The 19,538-nt window shown below is 74.1% G+C and carries 15 protein-coding genes; 6 read left to right on the plus strand and 9 right to left on the minus strand.

The features are described from left to right. Positions 1 to 34 precede the first annotated feature (34 nt). Both O7604_RS25825 and O7604_RS25830 read left to right on the plus strand, forming a co-directional pair. On the plus strand, positions 35 to 727 hold the full coding sequence (locus O7604_RS25825; protein ID WP_281578057.1) for a carbon-nitrogen hydrolase family protein: 693 nt from the start codon (positions 35 to 37) through the stop codon (positions 725 to 727). A gap of 22 nt (positions 728 to 749) precedes the next feature. Further along, positions 750 to 1,472 (plus strand): phosphotransferase, encoded by a 723-nt coding sequence (locus O7604_RS25830; protein WP_281578058.1) that lies wholly within the window; start codon positions 750 to 752, stop codon positions 1,470 to 1,472. Here O7604_RS25830 and O7604_RS25835 read toward each other — a convergent pair. The 4 genes from O7604_RS25835 to O7604_RS25850 form a co-directional block, all read right to left on the minus strand. Beyond that, complete coding sequence (locus O7604_RS25835; protein WP_281578059.1) at positions 1,436 to 2,872, minus strand: serine/threonine-protein kinase; 1,437 nt, start codon at positions 2,870 to 2,872, stop codon at positions 1,436 to 1,438. The two genes, O7604_RS25830 and O7604_RS25835, sit on opposite strands and share 37 nt — an antisense overlap. A 62-nt stretch (positions 2,873 to 2,934) precedes the next feature. After that, a complete protein-coding gene (locus O7604_RS25840; RefSeq protein ID WP_269706590.1) occupies positions 2,935 to 3,783 on the minus strand; it encodes an SAM-dependent methyltransferase in 849 nt (282 codons plus the stop codon). Positions 3,784 to 3,859: 76 nt separating this feature from the next. Continuing rightward, positions 3,860 to 4,747, minus strand: a complete 888-nt coding sequence (locus O7604_RS25845; RefSeq protein WP_269706591.1) for a helix-turn-helix transcriptional regulator — start codon at positions 4,745 to 4,747, stop codon at positions 3,860 to 3,862. A 105-nt stretch (positions 4,748 to 4,852) separates the two neighbouring features. Then, positions 4,853 to 5,110, minus strand: coding sequence for a DUF397 domain-containing protein (locus O7604_RS25850; protein ID WP_269706592.1), 258 nt, complete (start codon positions 5,108 to 5,110; stop codon positions 4,853 to 4,855). Between the two features lie 225 nt (positions 5,111 to 5,335). Here O7604_RS25850 and O7604_RS25855 point away from each other — a divergent pair, with 225 nt between their 5' ends. Beyond that, positions 5,336 to 5,971 (plus strand): GGDEF domain-containing protein, encoded by a 636-nt coding sequence (locus tag O7604_RS25855; RefSeq protein WP_269706593.1) that lies wholly within the window; start codon positions 5,336 to 5,338, stop codon positions 5,969 to 5,971. A 22-nt stretch (positions 5,972 to 5,993) separates the two neighbouring features. Here O7604_RS25855 and O7604_RS25860 read toward each other — a convergent pair whose 3' ends face one another. After that, the gene (locus tag O7604_RS25860; protein WP_281578060.1) at positions 5,994 to 6,488 is read right to left on the minus strand and encodes a type II toxin-antitoxin system PemK/MazF family toxin; all 495 of its coding nucleotides are present in this window, start codon (positions 6,486 to 6,488) and stop codon (positions 5,994 to 5,996) included. A 79-nt stretch (positions 6,489 to 6,567) separates the two neighbouring features. Here O7604_RS25860 and O7604_RS25865 point away from each other — a divergent pair, with 79 nt between their 5' ends. From O7604_RS25865 to O7604_RS25875, 3 genes are all read left to right on the plus strand, one after another. Continuing rightward, entirely contained in the window at positions 6,568 to 7,164 is a 597-nt protein-coding gene (locus O7604_RS25865) for a DUF4291 domain-containing protein (protein WP_281578061.1), read from the plus strand. 125 nt (positions 7,165 to 7,289) lie between these two features. Further along, a complete protein-coding gene (locus O7604_RS25870) occupies positions 7,290 to 7,802 on the plus strand; it encodes an NUDIX domain-containing protein (protein ID WP_281578062.1) in 513 nt (170 codons plus the stop codon). A gap of 43 nt (positions 7,803 to 7,845) precedes the next feature. Next, positions 7,846 to 9,054, plus strand: coding sequence for a hypothetical protein (locus tag O7604_RS25875; RefSeq protein ID WP_281578063.1), 1,209 nt, complete (start codon positions 7,846 to 7,848; stop codon positions 9,052 to 9,054). On the opposite strand, the gene O7604_RS25880 is transcribed toward O7604_RS25875, so the two are convergent. The 4 genes from O7604_RS25880 to O7604_RS25895 all read right to left on the minus strand — a co-directional run bounded on the left by O7604_RS25880 (position 9,000) and on the right by O7604_RS25895 (position 19,538). Then, positions 9,000 to 10,646, minus strand: coding sequence for a DUF885 domain-containing protein (locus O7604_RS25880; protein WP_281578064.1), 1,647 nt, complete (start codon positions 10,644 to 10,646; stop codon positions 9,000 to 9,002). The genes O7604_RS25875 and O7604_RS25880 overlap by 55 nt on opposite strands. A 95-nt stretch (positions 10,647 to 10,741) precedes the next feature. Next, entirely contained in the window at positions 10,742 to 16,228 is a 5,487-nt protein-coding gene (locus tag O7604_RS25885) for a non-ribosomal peptide synthetase/MFS transporter (protein ID WP_281578065.1), read from the minus strand. After that, the gene (locus O7604_RS25890) at positions 16,228 to 19,353 is read right to left on the minus strand and encodes an amino acid adenylation domain-containing protein (protein WP_269706599.1); all 3,126 of its coding nucleotides are present in this window, start codon (positions 19,351 to 19,353) and stop codon (positions 16,228 to 16,230) included. The genes O7604_RS25885 and O7604_RS25890 overlap by 1 nt, the downstream gene beginning before the upstream one ends. Continuing rightward, the gene (locus O7604_RS25895) at positions 19,350 to 19,538 is read right to left on the minus strand and encodes an MbtH family protein (protein ID WP_269706600.1); all 189 of its coding nucleotides are present in this window, start codon (positions 19,536 to 19,538) and stop codon (positions 19,350 to 19,352) included. Before O7604_RS25895 ends, O7604_RS25890 begins: the two co-directional genes overlap by 4 nt.

A 19,538-nucleotide genomic window follows, 5' to 3' on the forward strand; every position in this document is an offset into this window, starting at 1 on the left:
ACCACGCGTCATGGAAACCATTATCGTGTACGTCATGCGTACGCCGTTGCGGATCGCCGTCGCCCAGCCGCTGACCCGCTCCCACGACGTCGCGGGCAACGCCGGCCGGCACGCCGACGCGGTACGCGCCGCCGCGGCCCGCGTGGTGGTCTTCCCGGAGATGTCGCTGACCGGGTACGAACTGGACGCCGCGCCGCTGGACCCGGACGATCCCCGGCTCGCGCCGCTGCGCGCGGCGTGCGCCGAGACCGGGACGCTGGCGCTGGCCGGCGCACCGGTGCCCGGACCGCACATCGGGGTGCTCGCGGTCGACGCCGAGGGCGTGCGGGTGGCGTACCGGAAGATGTGCCTGGGTGGCGCGGAGCCGCGGCACATGCGGCCGGGCCGGGAGCCGGCGGTGCTCGATGTGGACGGCTGGCGGCTGGGCCTGGCGGTCTGCAAGGACACCGGCACGCCGGAGCACGCGGCGGCGACTGTGGCGCTCGGCGCGGACGCCTACCTGGCCGGGGTGCTGGAGTCGGCCGACGACGCGGCGGTGCCGGAGGAACGCGCCCGCCGGGTCGCCGCCGCGCACGGCGTGTGGGTGGTGACGGCGAGTTTCGCCGGCTCTACCGGAGGCGGGTACGCCCGCGCCGCGGGCGGTTCGGGGATCTGGTCACCTGCGGGTGAGCCGGTGGTCCGCGCCGGCGCGGACGTCGGCGCGGTGGTCACCGCGACCCTGCACTGACGGATCACCTACGCTGGGCGGAATGGCACCGTCGGAAGGCGCCGGCCCGGAATCGGCAACCCCGCTCGCGAGCGGTCGCACCGCCGACGTGTGGCTGCTGCCCGGCGGGCGGGTGCTGCGCCGCTACCGCGACGGCGGCGACGTGCGGGCCGAGGCCGAGGTGATGCGGTACCTGCACCGCGCCGGATTCCCGGTGCCCCGGGTGCACCAGGCCGAAGGTGCCGACCTGGTGCTCGACCGGGTCACAGGCCCGACGCTTGTGGAGGCACTCCAGGCGGGCACGGTCAGCGCGCCCGCGGCCGCCCACACGCTGGCCGACCTGCACGCCCGCCTGCACTCGCTCCCAGCCCTGCGGTCGGCCGATCCGGCGGTCCGCCTGCTGCACCTCGACCTGCACCCGTACAACGTGCTGCTGACCGCCGCCGGTCCGGTGGTGATCGACTGGACCGACAGCGCCGAGGGCCCGCCGGCACTGGACCGGACGACGACCGCGCTGATCCTCGCGGAGGTCGCAGTGGCTCCGGATCACCCGCTGGCGGCGGCGGCCGGTGAGTTGCTGTCCGCGTACGTCGCCGCGTCCGGGCCGCTCGACCAGTTGGCGGAGGCGGTCCGGCACCGCGCTGCCGGTCGCGCACCCGACCCGGAACGGCTGCCCGAGGCGGCCGCCCTGGTGACAGAGACGATCCGCGCTGTCGCGCCGACTGCGGCTCAGCCCTCGTCGGCGCCGCCGCGCAGCCGCTCGTAGCCGTCGATCAGCTTGCGCAGCGCGGCGGCGGTGACCGGGTCGATCTTGTCGTCCTCGGCGGCGTCCTCGATCTTCTCGCGCAGGTCCTCGACCCGCTTGTCCCGGTCCTTCGGCTTGCCCCGGTCCAGCTCGCCGGCCTTCTTGCGCAGGTCGTCGGCGGTCTTGCGGTCGATCAGCCCGATCGACTCGGCCCGGTCGAGCAGCTCACCGAACCGGTCGCCGAGCTGACGCAGCGTCACCGGTTCGGGTGCCGCCGACGTCGGCGCGGCGCTGCTGGGCTTCGGGGCGGGCGGCTCGGCTGCGCCGGTCGACGGACCGGCAGTCGGCGCGGCGGCCGGTGGCGTGCCGGAGCCGTCGCTCCACAGCAGCGAACCGACGACCGCGAGCAGCAACACCACCGCACCGGCCACCAGCAGGCCGAACAGCCGGTTCGACGAGACCGCCGGGCGCGACGGCGCGACGGGACGCCCCACCGGGCGGGACGCGGCAGCCGGAGACCGCTCGACCAGGGTGGGCGGGTGCGCCACCGGCGCCACGGTCGGCAGGATCGCGGTCGGCGGGTCCACCGGACGGCCCGCGCCGAGCCGGTCGGCGAGCCGGGCCGCCGCGGGCCGCCGCGCCGGGTCCACGTCCAGGCAGGCCAGGACCAGATCGGCGACCTCCGGCGGCAGGCCGGGCACCCGCGGCGGCGGCACCGGCGGGCGGTTGCGCCGCACGTCGAGCACGTCGTCCCAGCTGTGCACCGGCAGAGGCGCCCGGCCGGTGAGGCTGCGGTACAGCAGGACGCCGAGCGCGTACACGTCGCCGGCCGGGTTCGCCGGGCCGGGGTCGAGGCGTTCCGGGGCGAAGTAGGCGGGGGTGCCCATCAGCAGCGCGCCGGTCTGCCCGGTGACCGGGTGCGGGCCGGCGGGCGCGGCGATGCCGAAGTCGAGCACCTTCGCGCCGGTCTCGGTGAGCATCACGTTGGCGGGCTTGATGTCGCGGTGCACCACGCCGATCCGGTGTGCCGCGGCCAGCGCACCGGCGACCTGCCCGGCCGTGCGGACCGCGTCCGGCCAGGCCAGCGGCCCGCCGGCCAGCCGATCGGCCAGCGTCTGACCCTCCACCAGCTCCATCACCAGGTACGGGACGACGACGCCGCTGTCCAGCGTCGCCTCGCCGTAGTCGTACACCTGGGTGACGTGCGGGTGGGTGAGCCGCGCCGCCGCGCGGGCCTCGCGCTGGATCACCGCCCGCAGTTGCGGGTCGGCGGCGAGCTGCCCGGCGAGGGCCTTGACCGCGACGGGCCGGTGCAGCACCTCGTCGTCGGCGCGCCACACCTCGGACATCCCGCCGAGACCGATGCGTTCCCGCAGGACGTACCGGTCGTGCAGGCGCAGGGCGGGCGTGAACGGCGACATGATGCCTCCAGTCTGCCCGTCCGGTCCCCGTGCCCGTCAACCGCCCGGCGCACACCCGCCGATCAGGGCTTGCGGGCGACCCCGCCGTACATGCTGACGTCGACCACCGACGGGCGTGGCTCGGGCTCGCCGTCGGCACGCCACTCGGCGACCGAGCAGACGCCCGGTTCGACCAGCTCCAGGTCGTCGAAGAAGCGCACGATCTCCTCCCGGCTGCGCAGGTTGATCACGCCGTGCGGGCCGCCGCCGCGAGCCGCCGCCTTCGCCTCGGCGGCCACCTCGGCCGGCAGGTAGTCGTGGGTGGCGTGCGAGGCGGCCAGGTAGCTGCCGGCGGGCAGCGCGTCCAGCAGGCGGCCGACGAGCGCGTACGGGTCCTCGCCGTCGGGCACGAAGTGCAGCACCGCCAGCAGCATCAACGCCACCGGCTGGGACAGGTCGAGCGTGCGGTGCAGCTCCGGGTGGGCGAGAATGCGCTCCGGGTCACGCAGGTCCGCGTCGAGGTACGCGGTGGCGCCCTCGGCGGAACTGGTGAGCAGCGCGCGGGCGTGGGCCAGCACGATCGGGTCGTTGTCGACGTAGACGACCCGGGCGCGCGGGTCGGTCGCCTGCGCCACCTCGTGCGTGTTGTCGGCGGTGGGGATGCCGGTGCCGATGTCCAGGAACTGCCGGATGCCCGCCTCGCCGGCCAGGTGACGCACCGCACGGCGCAGGAACCGCCGGTTCTCCAGCGCGCTGATCCGGATGGTCGGGAACCGCTCGGCCATCGCGTCGCCGGAGTCCCGGTCGGCCTGGAAGTTGTCCTTGCCGCCGAGCCAGTAGTTGTACCGGCGGGCGGGGTGCGCCACTGTGGTGTCGATCCGGCCGGCGAGCGGCCCGGAATCGGGTGCCGTACCTGGTGCGTCGCTGCTCAAGGCCGCCTCCACGACTCGCGTGCCGCCGTCCACTGTCTCCGGTCGGCGGCCATGCTACTGCCCGCCTCCGCGCCGTTCAGGCCGGGTACAACTCGTCGCGCAGCCGGGCCAGCATCTCCGGGGTGCGCTCCGGTGGCGCGGCCTCCACGCACAACCGTTCCATCGCCTCGGCGTAGAAGTCGAGGTCGTCGCGCTTGTCCAGGTAGATCGCGCTGGTGAGCTGCTCGATGTAGACGATGTCGGGCAGGTCGGCGTCGCCGAAGCGCAGGATGCTGAACGCGCCGCTGGCCGCGGCGTGCCCGCCGGCCGCGAACGGCACGATCTGCAACCGCACGTGCGGGCCCGAGGTCGCCTCGATCAGCGCGTCCATCTGCTCGCGCATCACGGCGGCGCCGCCGATCGGGCGGCGCAGCACCGCCTCGTCGAGCACCGCCCAGAGCTGCGGCGGGTTCGCGCGCCGCAGCAGCTCCTTGCGCTGCATCCGCAGCTCCACCCGCCGGTCCAGCTCCGCCGCCGACGCGCCGCGGTGGCCGAGCAGGATGACCTCGCGGGCGTACGCGGCGGTCTGCAACAGGCCGGGTACGAACTGCACCTCGTACGTGCGGATCAGCGCGGCCGCCGCCTCCAGGCCCAGGTACGACTGGAACCAGGCGGGGAGCACGTCGCCGTAGCGGTGCCACCAGCCCGGGCTGTTCGCGTCGCGGGCCAGCTTGAGCAGCGCGTCGCGGTCCTGCGGTGCGGTGACGCCGTAGAGCGTGAGCAGGTCTGCCACGTCGCGCTCCTTGAAGCCGACCCGGCCCAGCTCCATCCGGCTGATCTTCGACTCCGACGAGCGGATCTCCCAGCCGGCGGTCTCACGGCTGACGCCGGCGCTCTCCCGCAGCCGGCGCAACTGCCCGCCGAGCAGCATGCGCAGCACTGTCGGACCGCTTGTCGGACCACCCTCGACGGGCACCGTCGCCACCTGACCGCCCTCGCATCCCGACCGCCACGGCCGGGCACCCTCCCGGACCGACGAGTAAGCATGCCATGAACCGACAGTGAGGTGAACTCCTCCGGGCGGACGGTTTCAGTCCCGTGTACGGGACGGCGGAATCAGGTGGTCGAAGTCGCCGTCCCGGGCGCCGAGCACGAAGGCAGCGATCTCGTCCACTGTGTAGATGAGCGCCGGGCCCTCCGGGTGCCGGGAGTTGCGGACCGCGATGCCGCCACCGCCGGGCAGCTCGGCCAGTTCGACGCAGTTGCCGCTGGGGTTGCTGCGGCTGCTCTTGAGCCAGCGCATCGGTGGCAACTCGGTCGCGGGCACGCCGTTCGGAGGTTGCTGCATGGGCGTCCTTCGGGATGAGCCAGCCGAGGCCGCGGGGAGGAGCGGTGGGTGGCGACGTCTGTCGACTGAGGAGTGAGATGCACGTGCATCTGCTATTGCATCTGCAATGGACAGAGAGCATGATAGCCGAAATACGGTGTGCCGGTTCGTTCACGTACGGTGACCCGAGCCCGGCCCCGGGGACGCCGCTCCGCGCGGCTTCGGGACTGCGGTGAGGAGGACGCGTTGGCGGATCCGATGACCATCGCCTCCGGCATCTCCGCGGCGGGCGCGATCGTCTCGGCCTGGCAGTTACGCCGCCGCGCGCTGCGCGCCGAAGCCGAGATCGACCTGCTCCAGGCCGAACTGGCCGCCGAGCGGCACGCCGCCAGCCACGACCCGCTCACCGGGCTGCCGAACCGCCGCGCGTTCTTCCGGCTCGCCGCCGCCCTGCTCACCGACCCCGCCGGCCAGCCGCTCGTCGCCGTCGTGCTCGACCTGGACAACTTCAAGCAGGTCAACGACCGCTACGGGCACGCCGCCGGAGACCAGGTGCTGGTCTGCGTGGCGCAGCGCCTGGCCGCGTTCGCCGGGCCCAACCTGGTCGCCCGGCTCGGCGGCGACGAGTTCGCCGGCCTGCTCGCCAGCCCGACGCCGGACCGCCGGTGGATCGAGCACGCCACCCGGCGGCTCTGCGAGGCGCTCGCCGCGCCGATCCCCCTCGGGGCGCGCAGCATCCAGGTCACCGCCTCGGTCGGGCTCGCGCCGGTGCACTGCCCCACCCAGCTCACCGACGCGCTCTGCCGCGCCGACGCGGCCATGTACGAGGCGAAGACGCTCGGCGCCGCCCGCCCGGCGCGCCAGCTCGTCGCGGAGTGCTGACCGCGCTCCGCCCTTCGGTGGGTCAGCGCCAGCCGTAGCCGGCGCGCAACGCCTGCCCGACCCGGTCGAACCGGGGCCGGTCCAGCACCGCGCCCTCGCGGCGAATGCTGTCCTCGCGCATGGTGAGCACCCGGTCCAGGCGTACCCAGCTCGGCCGATTGTCCCGGTCCCACTCCCCCGGGCCGAGCGCCAGCCAGTGCCGCTGGCCGTCCCGGTCACTCTGACTGGACAGCATCAGCCCGAACAACGTGCGGCTGTTCCGGCCCACCACCAGCACCGGGCGGTCCTTGCCCTGGCGCGGGTCGTCCTCGTACGGCACCCACGTCCAGACGATCTCGCCCGGGTCGGCCTGGCCGTCCGGCTCCGGCGCGTACGACAGCTCGCGGCGCTGCAACGCGCTGACCTGGCGGCGGCGCGCGACCTGGGCCGGGATCGGCCCGCCGGGGCGGGCGGGGGCGGGCACGCCCCGGGTGATCCGGCCGAGCCGCGACGCCACGTTCTTCAACAGACCTGCCACGGCGGGCAGCCTATCGGCCGGGGTACGCGGCCGATGGAATCGGGTCGCCGGTGCGGGTACGCGGTGCCATCATGCCCCGGTGACAGTGCCCCGCCACCAGATCCGCGCCACGTTCACCGACACGTCGGTCACCGTCTACCAGGCGTACCCGCCGGAGATCGCCGACGCGGCACTGCGCGCAGGCCGGTTCGTGCCGCCGTTCAAGCGGGAGCGGATGACTTGGATCAAGCCGTCGTTCCGCTGGATGATGTACCGCTGCGGCTGGGCCCTCAAGCCGGGCCAGGAACGGGTGCTGGCGGTCGACATCAGCCGGGCCGGCTTCGAGTGTGCCCTGCGGCACGCCTGCCTCAGCAGCTACGACCCGCGCCTGCACCCGGACCGGGAGGCGTGGCGGCAGCGCCTGCGGGTCAGCCCGGTGCGGGTGCAGTGGGATCCGGAACGCTCGCTGCGGCTGGCGCCCCTGTCGTACCGCTCGCTGCAGGTCGGGCTGACCGGCGACGCGGTACGCCGATACGTCGACGAGTGGACGGTGGGGCTCACCGACGTCACCGGGCTGGCCCGGTCGGTGCACGGCCGGCTCACCGACGGCGACGAGGCCGGGGCGACGGCGCTGCTGCCGGTGGAGCGGCCGTACCCGCTGCTGGCCGAGGTGGCCCGGATCGTCGACGCCGCCTGAGCAACCCCGGCACCGCACGATGCGGGGCGGGCGCCGCGGGGCGGGGCGCCGCGAGGCGCGCTGTTAATAAGGGGCCCTTCTACTACCGGAGGCGTTAACAGGGGGCCCTTCCTTACGCTGGGGGCGTGCAGCTACCCGACGATCTGCCGCTGTTCGAGCGCAGCGCGGTGCGGCTGGTGGTGCTCGACACCACCGACCGCCTGCTGCTGTTCCACACCCGCGACCCGGATCACCCGGACCTCGGCGTGTGGTGGGAGCTACCCGGCGGCGGGCTGGACCCGGGCGAGACGTACCGGGAGGCGGCCGTCCGCGAACTGCGCGAGGAAACCGGCATTGCCATCGGCCCGGGCGAGGTGGGCGCGCCGACGTGGCGACGGCGGGCCAGCTTCCGGCACCGGCAACGCCGCCACCTCCAGGACGAGGTGATCGTGGCGGTACGGCTGCCCGGCCCCGGGCTGGACGTGGACGAGGCGCTGCGGCTGGACTACGAGGTGGAGGACTACTTCGGGTTCCGCTGGTGGCCGCTGGCCGAGGTGCTCACCGAGCGGCCGCGCTGCTACCCCGGGCGGCTGCCCGAACTGCTGCCCGCTTTCCTGGCCGGTGAGGAGATCGACGAGCCGTTCGAGCTGTGGTCCTGAGCGCGGGCGTGCCACGCGGCGCGCGAGCGGGCAGAGTGGAGCGGTGACTCCCCTGCGCGCACCACTGGCCCGTTACGCCGAGCGGCTGCACCGCGCCGCCGGCGACACCCACCACGTCGCCTCCCCGCTGGGCGCCTGGCTGCTGCTGGCGCTGACCGGCCCGGCCGCCACCGGCGACGCCCGCGCGGCGCTGGCCGAGGCACTGGGTGCCGATCCGGACGACGCCGCCGCCGAGGCCCGGGCGTTGCTCGCCGCGCCGCACCCGATGGTCGCCGCCGCCACCGCGCTGTGGGAACGCACCCCGGCTCCGGAGCTGGCCGCGTGGCGGGCCACCCTGCCGGACGCCACCGAAAAAGGCCCGCTGCCCGACCAGGCGGCACTCGACGCCTGGGCCCGGGAGCGTACCGGCGGGCTGATCGACCGCTTCCCGGTCGACCTCGCCCCGGACACGCTGCTGGTCCTGGCCAACGCGCTCGCGACCCGGGTGTCGTGGGCCGACCCGTTCGACACCGCCCCGGCCACCGAACTGGGCGCGGGCAGCGCCTGGTCGGGCCGGCTGAGCCGGGTGCTGCGGACGCCGCCGTCCGGGCACCGCTGCTGGGTGGCGGCCACCGACCGGGCCGGGGACGTGGCGGTGCACGCGGTGCCGGCCGGCGACGACGGCGCCGGCATGCTCGTGGTGTCGGTGGCCGCCGCGCCCGAGGTACCGGCCGCCGACGTGCTGGCCGCCGCGCAGGAGCTGGCGAGCGCCGCCGCGCTCCTGCCGGACTCCATGCCGGGCCGCCGGTCGCTGTACGACCTTCCGCTGGGCGAGACACCGCTGTGGACGGTGCGGGAGGAGCCGATCCTGACGTTCGAGGCGAACCCCCGGGTGGAACGCGCCACCGCGGTGCTGCCCTGCTGGTCGGCGCGCAGCCGGCACGACCTGACCGCGCCCGGGTTCGGCTTCGACGCGGCGGCGCGGGCACTCGGCGAGCTGCTGGGCATGACCGGGCCGGGGTTCGACGCCGCGCAGTCCGCGGTGGCCCGGTTCGGCCGCCACGGCTTCGAGGCGGCCGCGGTGACCGGGTTCTTCACGGTGACCAGCGCGCCGCCGGAGCGGGTCGCCCGCGTCGCGGAGCTGCGCTTCGGTCACCCGTACGCGGTGGTCGCGGTGACCACCGACCCGGCCGGTGGGCCGTGGCACGCGCTGCCTGTCTACTCCGCCTGGGTGGCCGATCCGGAGGAGTTGCCCGCCGACGAGGCCGGGTAGGCGGCGAGCGCGCTGGTGAGCTGGTCCAGTCCCAGCGAGCCGAGTTCCAGCGCCCGGTTGTGGAACGCGCGCCGGTCGCCGGGGAACGCCGCGCGGCCGTCGCGCCACACCCGCTCCCCTACCTTGTAGGTGAGCGCCTGCCCGGGCCGGCCCAGGTACCGGGCGACTTCCAGTGGCGCGTACGGGCCCTGGTGGCAGCGGTCGCGCAGCAGGTCCAGCGCGGCCTGCGGCGTCCACGGCGTGCTGCCGCCGGGCATCGGCAGCCGTAGGTGCAGGCCGATGTCGAGCACCACCCGGGCCGCCCGCAGCAACTGCATGAACAGGTGGCCCAGCCGGGCGCCCGGCTGCTCGTAGAGTCCGAGTTCGTCCATCAGCCCCTCGGCGTACAGGGCCCAGCCCTCCTGGGCGCCGGAGAGCCCGCCGAGCAGGTTCAGCCGCTGCCCGGGGCCACCCCGGCACGCCTCCGCGCCGAGATGCAGATGGTGGCCGGGAACGCCCTCGTGGTACGCGGTGCTGTACGCCCACCAGGTCGGGAAGCGCTCCTGTCCCTCGGGCAGCAGCCAGGAGACCCGGCCCGGCCGGGTCAGGTCCCGCGACGGCGCGATGTAGGCGGTGCCGCCCGACGTGGTGACCCGTGACTCGATGCGCCGCAGCGGCGCGGGGATGTCGAAGTGCGTACCGTGCATCCGCTCGGTGGTGGCCTCCAGCAGCTCCTGGAGCCAGGCGGCGAATTCGTCCCGGCTGCCCAGCACACCTGGCGCGTCGGGGCGGTCGAGCCGTTGAAGCACCTCGGGCACCGTGCCGCCCAGGGCCTTCGCCTCGGCGACGAGTTCCGCCTCGATCGTGGTGAACTCGTCCCAGCCCCACTCGTACAGCTCGCGCAGGTCTGGTTCCGTGCCGAGGAAGGTCCGCACCCAGAGCGCGTACCGTGCCGGGCCGAACGCCTCGTCGTCGCGCGCGAGCGGCGCGAGGTCCGCGGTGAGCGTCGTGGCGAACCTCCGGTACGCCTCCCGCGCGTCCCGCGCCACCGCCTGCAACGACGCGCGCTGCGGGCCGTCGCCGTAGCGCTGCACGAGCGCCGTGTCCTCGTCGATCCAGGTGCGGCAGCGCTGCGTCACCAGGTCCACCTGGCGTCGCGTGGGCAGGTGACCGCGTTCGGCGGCGAGCAGCAGGCTCCGGGCGTACCCGTCGAGTGCGGCCGGGATCGCGGCCTGGCGGGCGCCGACGCGGGCCCAGCCGTCCTCGGAGGCCGCGCCCCCGGCGTCGCGGCCCGGCACTGCGGACTCGACGCACTGGCGGATGAGCTGGAGCGGGCCGGTGGCCGCGACGTGCAGTTCCCGCAGGTCCTCCCCGGCGTCGTGGAAGGCGATCCGGGCGCGCAGCCGTTCGGTGAGGTGAGCGTGCAGCGGGGTGATGGGGAGCGCCTCGATCCGGCGCAGGGCGCGGGCGGCAAGATCGGCGCGGGCCTGGTGACCGTCCGGGCTGTAGTCGGTGAGCCCGTCGACGTCCTGCTCACCGGCCTCGACCACCGCCGCGCACGGATCGAGGCGGGCCGCCTCCCGCAGCAACCCGTCGGTGACGTCCTCGCTCATCGCACCGATGCTAGCCCCGGTGATCAAGGAGTTCGTGCCTGCCGGAGGGCCCGGAAAGGACACGAACTCCTTGATCAGCCGGATGGGCGACGGGGTCAGACCGAGACCAGCTCCTTCTTCTCGGCCTTGGCGGCCAGGCGCTTCTCGCGCTCCTGGGCGCCGATCAGATCGTCCGGCAGGGAGTCCTCGACCTCGATGTCGAAGCGGCGCAACAGCCGGATCGAGAAACCGCCGAGCGTGATGAGGATCAGCGCCACGCCGAAGCAGATGTACGCGAAGCCGATGCCCCGGCCCGGGCCGGTGCCGATCACCGCGCCCACCGAACCGGCCAGTGCCCCGCCCGGGGCGAGCATCGGCTCGAACAGCGCGGTGGCGCCCGGCGCGAGCAGCGCGAACCCGATCGGCAGCGTCGACCAGGAGATGGTCTGGTTGAGGCTGAACACCCGGCCGTGGAAGCGCTGCGGCACCTTCACCTGGACGATCGTCGCGTAGATCGACTGCGCGGTGGTCATCGACATGGCCAGCCAGCAGAAGCCGACGCAGATCATCGCCACCGACGCGTCCAGCCCGATCAGCACGCAGCCGATGGCGGTGCCCATGTTGCCGATCAGCACGCCGATCATCCGGCGCTTACGCGGACCGCCCCACAGCGACATGAGGACGCCGCCGAGCACCGCGCCGACCGCCTCGGCCAGCGCGACCTGCGCCACCTGGGTCGGGCTGCCGAACGACAGCACCAGCGGCGTGATGAGCACCAGCGCGGGCGCCAGGAAGATGTTGCCCAGCGCGAAGTAGCCGAGCATCAGCCGGAACCCGCGGTGCCGCCACGAGTAGCGCATCCCGTTGGCGATGGCCACCAGCAGCCGTTCCCGGGGCCGCCAGCCCAGCGCGTCCGGGAATCGGACCACGGCGAGGGTGAGCACCGCGAACACGTAGCTGGCCACGTCGACCAGCAGGATGCCCTTCAGCTCGATGGTGGCGAGCAGACCGGCCGCGAACGCCGGCATGAGCAGAGTGGCCACACCGGTGGACAGCTGGGTGATGCCCATGGCGTGCCCGAGGTAGCGCTTGGGCACCAGCTGCGGCACCGCCGACTGGAACGCGATCCGCTGGAACGAACCGGCCACCGAACTGAGCGCCACCAGCATGTAGATGTGCCAGAGCACCAGGTTGTCGGTCCACAACAGCGTGGCCAGCACCAGCTGGACGGAACCCGCGAAGCAGCTCGCCGTCATCATGATGCGACGCCGGCTGACCCGGTCGACCAGGGCACCGGCCACCGGCAGCATGAGCACGCCGCAGATCAGCGCGAGCGCCCAGAGCAGGCCGAGGTTCGCCACCGAGCCGGTGCGGTTGAACAGCCAGATCGGCAGCGCGAACGCGGTCAGCGCGGAACCGGTGCTGGAGATGAGCTGACCGGTCGTGATGGCCATGAACCGGCCCATGCTCGGCTTGACCGTCTTGGTGGGCTTGCGGTCCTCCCCCACGCGCAGCGTGTCTGCCACCACCCAGGCGGCATCCTCACCGCGGGTCTCCGGCGTCAGCGCGCTGACGTCACCGGCGACCACCGCCGGGTGCACCCGGGTGACGATCTCGGCCAGTTCCTCGGCCCGGTACTTGAGGAAGAAGTGCCCGGCCTGGTCGAGCACCACGAGGCCGAGCGTGTCGCTGAGGAACTGCCACTCGGCGTACCGCTCGCGGTAGTAGTCGGTCACCGGGTCCTCGGAGCCGACCACCGAGATGATCGGCGCGCGCAGCTTCGCCGCCTGCTGGTCCAGCAGCCGGGTGAAGTACTCCTCCGAGGCGCGGGAGTCGGCCCGCATGTTGCTGATGATCCGGTCGGCCTGCTCCGGTTCCAGCTCGTCGGTGTCCACACCCATCGACTTGAGCCAGCTCGCGGAGTGCCTGTTGCTGCTGAGCCGCTCGAGGCGGTCGCGCAGCGCCGCGATCACGCCCTTCGGGCGGGCGAACGGGAACATGGCGCCGATGTAGACGGCCTCCAGGTCCCGGCCGGCCGCCTCGACCTTGCGGGCCACGTCGGCGAGGATGGCGCTGCCGACGCCGCAGTGGCCGTACAGGGCGATCGGCCCCTCGACCCGTTCCAGGATCTCGTCGGCGACGCGGCTGGTCAGCTCGTCGAACGGCAGCGCGTCCTCACTGAGTCCCACGTCGTGGCCGGGGATCGCCAGCGACCACAGCCCGTACCCGGCCGGCAGCGCGTCGGCCAGCGGCTGGTAGACGATGGCGCTGCCGCCGCCGTACGGAACGCAGACGTACGTCAGCACCCGCTTGCCCGCCGGGATCGGCTTGGTCAGCTCGTAGAGCAGCCGGCGCGGCCCCTCCTGCGCGGCGTCGCCGGAGATGAACGCGGCGAGGTCGCGGATGGTGCGCTGCTGGAACAGGTCCATCACGCCGACCGCCCGGCCGCCCAGCTCCGCCTTGCGGATCCTGGCGACGACCTGGGTGGCGAGCATGGAGTGCCCGCCCAGGTCGAAGAAGTCGTCGTCGATGCCGAGCGTGTCCACGCCGAGCACCTCGGACCAGATCGCGGCGAGCGCCCGCTCGGTGTCGTCGCGCGGCTCGACCAGTTCCACCGACGCCTCGCGGGTGACCACCGGCGCTGGTAGTGCCTTGCGGTCCAGCTTGCCGTTCGGGGTCAGCGGCAGCGCGTCGAGCGTGACGAACGCGGCCGGCACCATGTACTCCGGCAGCGTGTCCTTCAGCGCCGTCTTCAGCGCGGCGTGCTCGGCCTCCCCCACCAGGTACGCGGTGAGCCGCTTGTCGCCCGGGCTGTCCTCGCGGACGATCACCGTCGCCTCGGTGACGCCCGGCTGGTCGCGCAGCGCGCTCTCGATCTCGCCCAGCTCGATGCGCAGGCCGCGCAGCTTGACCTGGTGGTCGATGCGGCCCAGGAACTCGATCACCCCGGCGCCGTCCGGGCCGACGACCCAGCGGGCCAGGTCGCCGGTGCGGTAGAGGCGGGCGCCCGGCTCGGCGGAGAACGGGTCGGGGACGAACTTCTCCGCGGTCAGCGCCGGCCGGCGGTGGTAGCCGCGGGCCAGCCCGACACCGCCGATGTGCAGCTCGCCGGCCACCCCGACCGGGCACTGCGCGCCGGACGGGTCGAGCACGTGCAGCCGCAGGTTGGCGATCGGCGCGCCGATCGGCACGCTGGTCACCTGCGCGAGCCGGTCCGGCTCGCACGCCCAGGCGGTCACGTCGATGGCCGCCTCGGTCGGGCCGTACAGGTTGTGCAGGCCGCACCACGGCAGCCGGGAGGTGAAGTCGGCCGCCGAGGCCGGCGGCAGCTCCTCGCCGGAGCAGATCACCCGGCGCAGCGCGGTGGCCGCCTCCACGCCGTCCTCGGCGAGGAAGACGGTGAGCATCGACGGTACGAAGTGGGCGGTGGTGATCCGCTCGGACACCAGCAGGTCGCGCAGGTAGCCGGCGTCCTTGTGGCCGCCGGGCTCGGCCAGCACGAGGCGGGCGCCGGTGCGCAGCGGCCAGAAGAACTCCCACACCGACACGTCGAAGCTCGCCGGGGTCTTCTGGAGCACCGCGTCGTCGGCGCCGAGGCCGTACGTCTTCTGCATCCAGTCGAGCCGGTTGACGATGCCCCGGTGCGTGTTCGGTACGCCCTTCGGGCGGCCGGTGGACCCGGAGGTGTAGATGACGTACGCCAGGTTCTCCGGCCCGGAGGCCGGCGTGGGGTCGGTCTCGGGCTGACCGCTCCACACGGTGGCGTCGTCCAGTTCGAGCACCGTGGCGCCGGTGTCGGGCAGCACGTCACGCAGGTGCGACTGGACCAGCACCACCGGCGCGTCCGCGTCGCCGACCATGAACGCGAGCCGGTCGGCCGGGTACTCCGGGTCCAGCGGCAGGTACGCGCCGCCGGCCTTGAGCACGCCGAGCAGGCCGGCGACCAGTTCCACCGACCGTTCCGCGCACACCCCGACCAGGGTCTCCGGGCCGACGCCCGCCGCGCGCAGCCGGTGCGCGATGCGGTTGGCCTGCGCGTTCAGCTCGGCGTACGTGCGGCTGTGCCCGTCGATGGTGACCGCCACCGCGTCCGGGGTGACGGCGGCGCGCTCCTCGATCGGGCCGTGCAGCGTCTGCTCGCGCGGGAAGTCCGCTGTGGTGTCGTTCCAGGCGGCCAGCAGATCCCGCTCGGCGGCGGGCAGCAGCGGCAGCCGGGACACCGGGGTGTCCGGCGCGGCGACGACGGCGTCCAGCAGCGTGGTCCACCGCTGCGCCATCCGCTGCACCGTGGCCCGGTCGAACAGGTCGGTGTTGAAGACCAGCTTGCCCCAGAGCCCGTCGACGGTCTCCACCGCGTGCAGCTCGAAGTCGAACCGGGTGGCCTGCAACTCCATCGGGGTCCAGGAGAACGTGACCTCGTCGGTGCGGGACACGCCGCGGAAGCGGCCCATCTCGTAGTTCTGCAGCACGAACATGGTCTGGAACACCGGGGAGCGGCTGACGTCGCGCGGCAGGCCCAGCTCGTGGACCACCTTGGCGAACGGCACCTCGCCGTGCTCGAAACCGTCGAGCACCGTACGGCGGGTGCGCTCCAGCAGCTCGGCGAACGTCGGGTCGCCGGCCAGGTCGGCGCGCAGCGGCAGCATGTTGATGAACATGCCGACGACGTTCTCCAGCTCCGGCGCGGACCGGCCGGCCACCGACGCGCCGATGGCGAAGTCGTCCTGGCCGGCGTGCCGGGCCAGCAGCACCTGGTACGCGGCGAGCAGCGTCATGAACAGCGTGCCGCCGCTGTCGCGGGTGAGCGTGTTGAGCGCCTCGGTGGCGGCCGGGTCGAGCTGGAACTCGACGAAGTCACCGCGGTAGGTCTGGGTGGCCGGGCGGGGCCGGTCCAGCGGCAGTTCCAGCGGCGTGATGCCGGCCAGCCGCTGCTTCCAGTAGTCGACGTGCGCGCGGGCCTGCGGCGCGTCCAGCTCCTGGGCCTCCCAGACGGCGAAGTCGCCGTACTGGATCGGCAGCGCGGGCGGCTCGCCGCCCCGGTAGAGCGTGATCAGGTCGCGCAGCAGCACGTCCACCGACCAGCCGTCGCCGACGATGTGGTGCTGGGCGAGGAACAGCACGTGGTCGTCGGCGGCGAGCCGGATCAGCAGCGCCCGCAGCAGCGGCCCGTTCGCCAGGTCGAACGGCTCGGCCGCCGCCGCGTCGACGAGCGCCTGCGCGGCGGCCTCGTCGGGCGCGTCCACCACCGTCAGCGGCACGTCCACGGCGTCGGCGATGACCACTGTGGGGCGGCCGTCGGCGTCGGCCGGGAAGCGGGTGCGCTGCGACTCGTGCCGGTCCGCGAGGGCGGTCAGCGCGGCGCGCAGCGCGTCCACGTCGAGTGGTCCGCGTACCCGCAGCGGCACCGCGATGTGGTAGGCCGCCTCGCCCGGGGCGAGCTGGTCCATGAACCAGACCCGCTCCTGGGCGTAGGACAGCGGCACCTCGGCGCCGGACGGGCGGGGGGTGATCCGGGCCGCGGGGGCGGTCTGGCGGGCGCGTAGCCGTTTGGCGATCAGCGCCTGCCGGGCCGCCTCGCGGGCCGGATCCTTCAGGTCCGTCATCAGTTGGTTCCCTCTTCCGCCGCGAGCAGCGCGGCGACCTCGGTGTCGGAGAGCCCGTCGAGTTCGGCGGCGATCCGCTGTTCGATCTGGGCGGCCAGGTCCGCCACCACGGGGCTGCTGAACAGCGCCCGCATGGGCAGGTCGACGTCGACCTCGGAGCGGATCCGGGCCATCGCCCGCATGCCGCGCAGCGAGTTGCCGCCGAGGGCGAAGAAGTCGTCGTGGGCGCCGACCTTCTCCACCTGGAGGATCTCGGCGTACACCTCGGCGACCAGACCCTCGGCGTCGGTGCGGGGGGCGACGTAGCTGTCCTGCGCCGCCTCGGTCGTCGCCGGGGCGGGCAGCGCGGTGCGGTCCAGCTTGCCGTTCGGCGTCAGCGGCAGCGCGTCCAGCCGCACCAGGGCGGCCGGCAGCAGGTGCGCGGGCAGCTCACGGGCCAGTTCGGCGCGGACCGAGTCCTCGTGGGCCGGGCCCACCAGGTAGCCGACGAGCATCGGCTCGCCGCCGTCGGTGCGGACCGCCGCGGCGGCGGCGCGCACGTCCGGGTGGGCCAGCAGCGCGGCCTCGACCTCGCCCAGCTCGATGCGCATGCCGCGCACCTTGACCTGGTCGTCGCGGCGGCCCAGGTAGTCCAGCGTGCCGTCGGCACGCCAGCGGGCCAGGTCGCCGGTGGCGTACATCCGGGCGCCGGGCGGGCCGTACGGGCAGGGCAGGAACCGCTCGGCGGTCAGGCCGGGCCGGTCGTGGTAGCCGCGCGCCAGCTGGGTGCCGGTGACGTACAGCTCCCCCACCACGCCCGGGGGCACCGGCCGCAGGGCGGCGTCGAGCAGCAGCGCCCGGGTGTTCCAGGTGGGCGTGCCGATCGGCACCGGGCCGGCCGGGACCGGCTCACCGGGGGCGATCCGAGCCGCGACGCAGCCCACCGTGGCCTCCGTCGGGCCGTACTCGTTGACGACGGCCACGTCGGGGTGCGCGGCCCGCCAGGCGGCGAGCTGCTCCCCGGTCAGCGCCTCGCCGCCGATCACCAGGTCGGCCGTCGGCGACAGCTCGCCGTCGAGCAGCGGCAGGTGGCTCGGCGTGACCTTGAGGAAGGCCGGCCGGCCACCGGCGCGGGCGGCCGGCTCGTCGATCGCGGCGAGCCGGACCGTGCCGCCGGCGGTGAGCGTGCCGAGCAGGCCGGTGACGGTGAGGTCGAACGACACCGGCGAGTGCAGCAGCGCCACCCCGGAAAGCCCCGGGTAGGTGGCCCGGGCCCAGGCCAGGTACGCGGTCACCGCCCGGTGCTCGACCACCACGCCCTTCGGTCGGCCGGTGGAGCCGGAGGTGTAGAGCACGTACGCCGGGTGCTCGGGGCGCAGCGGCGCGACCCGGTCTGCGTCGGTGAGGTCGTCGCCGGACTGGTCCGAGCCGACCTCGCCGTCGAGCACCAGCGCGTCACCGGGCACCAGGGCGGCGGTCTCCGGGCTGGTCACCACCAGCGCGGGCGCGGCGTCGGCCAGCAGGTACGCGATCCGGCCCGCCGGGTACGCGGTGTCCACCGGCACGTACGCGGCGCCGGCCTTGAGCACCGCCAGCATCGCCACGACGAGGTCGCAGGAGCGGGGCAGGGCCAGCGCGACCCGGGTCTCCGGGCCGGCGCCACGGGCCACCAGCAGCCGGGCGAGCCGGTTCGCGGCGGTGTTCAGCTCGCCGTAGCCCAGCGTCACGCCGTCGCACACCAGCGCCGCCGCGTCCGGGGTGGCGGCGGCCTGCCGCTGCACCTCGTCGACCACTGTGGTCACCGGCACGTCGCGGGCGGTGTCGTTCCAGGTGCCGAGCACCTGCTCCCGTTCGGTGTCGGTGAGCAGCGGCAGCGCGCCGACCGTCCGCTCCGGCTCGGCGACCGCGGCGGCGAGCAGCCGCACGTAGCGGCGGACCACCGTCTCGGCCGTGGCCCTGTCGAACAGATCGGTGCGGTAGGCCAGGCGGCAGTCGCCGGTGGTGATGTCGAAGGCCAGGTCGTCCTTCGTGGTGCCCAGCTCCACCGGGTCGAGCCCGGAGTCCGGGATCCAGTTCAGGGCGGTCTGGAAGATCGGCTGCACCGACGGGTCACGCTGCGGGTCGACCGCCTCGACGATTTTCTGGAACGGCGTCTGCCCGTGCTCCATCGCGTCGATCAGGCCGTTGCGGACCCGGCCGAGCAGCGCCGCGAACGTCGGGTCGCCGGAGACGTCGCAACGCAGCGCCACCGGGTTGACGAACATGCCGATCAGCGGCGTCAGCTCCGGGTTGTCCCGGCCCGCGGTGGAGACGCCGACCACCACGTCGGCCTCGCCGGAGATCCGCGACAGCAGCGCCGCGAAACCGGCGAGCAGCACCATGTACGGGGTGGCCTGCGCGCCGGTGGCCAGCGCGCCGACGCGGTCCAGCAGCCCGTCGGGCAGCGTGAAGTGCACCTCGTCACCGGCGAAGCCGAGCTGGGCCGGGCGGGGCCGGTCCAGCGGCAGGCCGGTGACCGGCGGCGCGCCGGCCAGGTGACCGGTCCAGAACGCGAGCTGCCGGTCCAGTTCCTCGCCGGTGAGCTGCTGGCGCTGCCAGACCGCGAAGTCGGCGTACTGGATGGGCAGCTCGGGCAGGGCGGGCTCGGCGCCGGTGCGCGCGGCCTCGCGGAACGCGACCAGCTCGGCGTGGAACAGCACGGCCGAGTGGCTGTCGAAGACGGCGTGGTGCACCACGAACGCCAGCGCCAGCCCTTCGTCCATGCGGACCAGCCGGGCCCGCCACAGCGGCGCCGCGTCCAGCGGGATCGGCAGGCGCGCCATCTCGCCGCGGATGCGCTCGAACTCCGCCCGCTGCTCCCCGGCCGGCAGGTGGGTGATGTCGGTGACGGGCAGCGGCACCGGCTCGTGGGCGCGCACGACCTGCACCAGTGCGCCGTCGTCGGTCCGCAGGTGGGTACGCAGCGCCTCGTGCCGGGCGATCACCCGGTTGACCACGTCACTGGCCGTGTCGGCGTCCACGCCGGCCGGGAACAGCCACGGGAGGGACACGTTGAACACCGGCGACCCGGCGTCGAGCTGGTTGGCCATCCACACCCGCTCCTGGGCGTAGGAGGCCGGGAAGGTCCACTCCTGACCCGTGCTCATGAGAGGGCCTCGCGCACCGAGCGGGGACGCATGTCGGTCCAGACCTCGTCGACGTGGGCCAGGCACTCCTCGCGGGTGCCGGCGAAGCCGGTGTCGTGCCAGCCGGCGGGCAGGTCCCGGTCGGCCGACCAGATCGAGTACTGCTCCTCGTCGTTGCGCACGACCAGGAATCGGGATTCGGCCAT

The sequence above is a fragment of the Micromonospora sp. WMMA1947 genome (genome assembly GCF_027497355.1).
In the GTDB taxonomy this organism is placed as follows: domain Bacteria; phylum Actinomycetota; class Actinomycetes; order Mycobacteriales; family Micromonosporaceae; genus Micromonospora.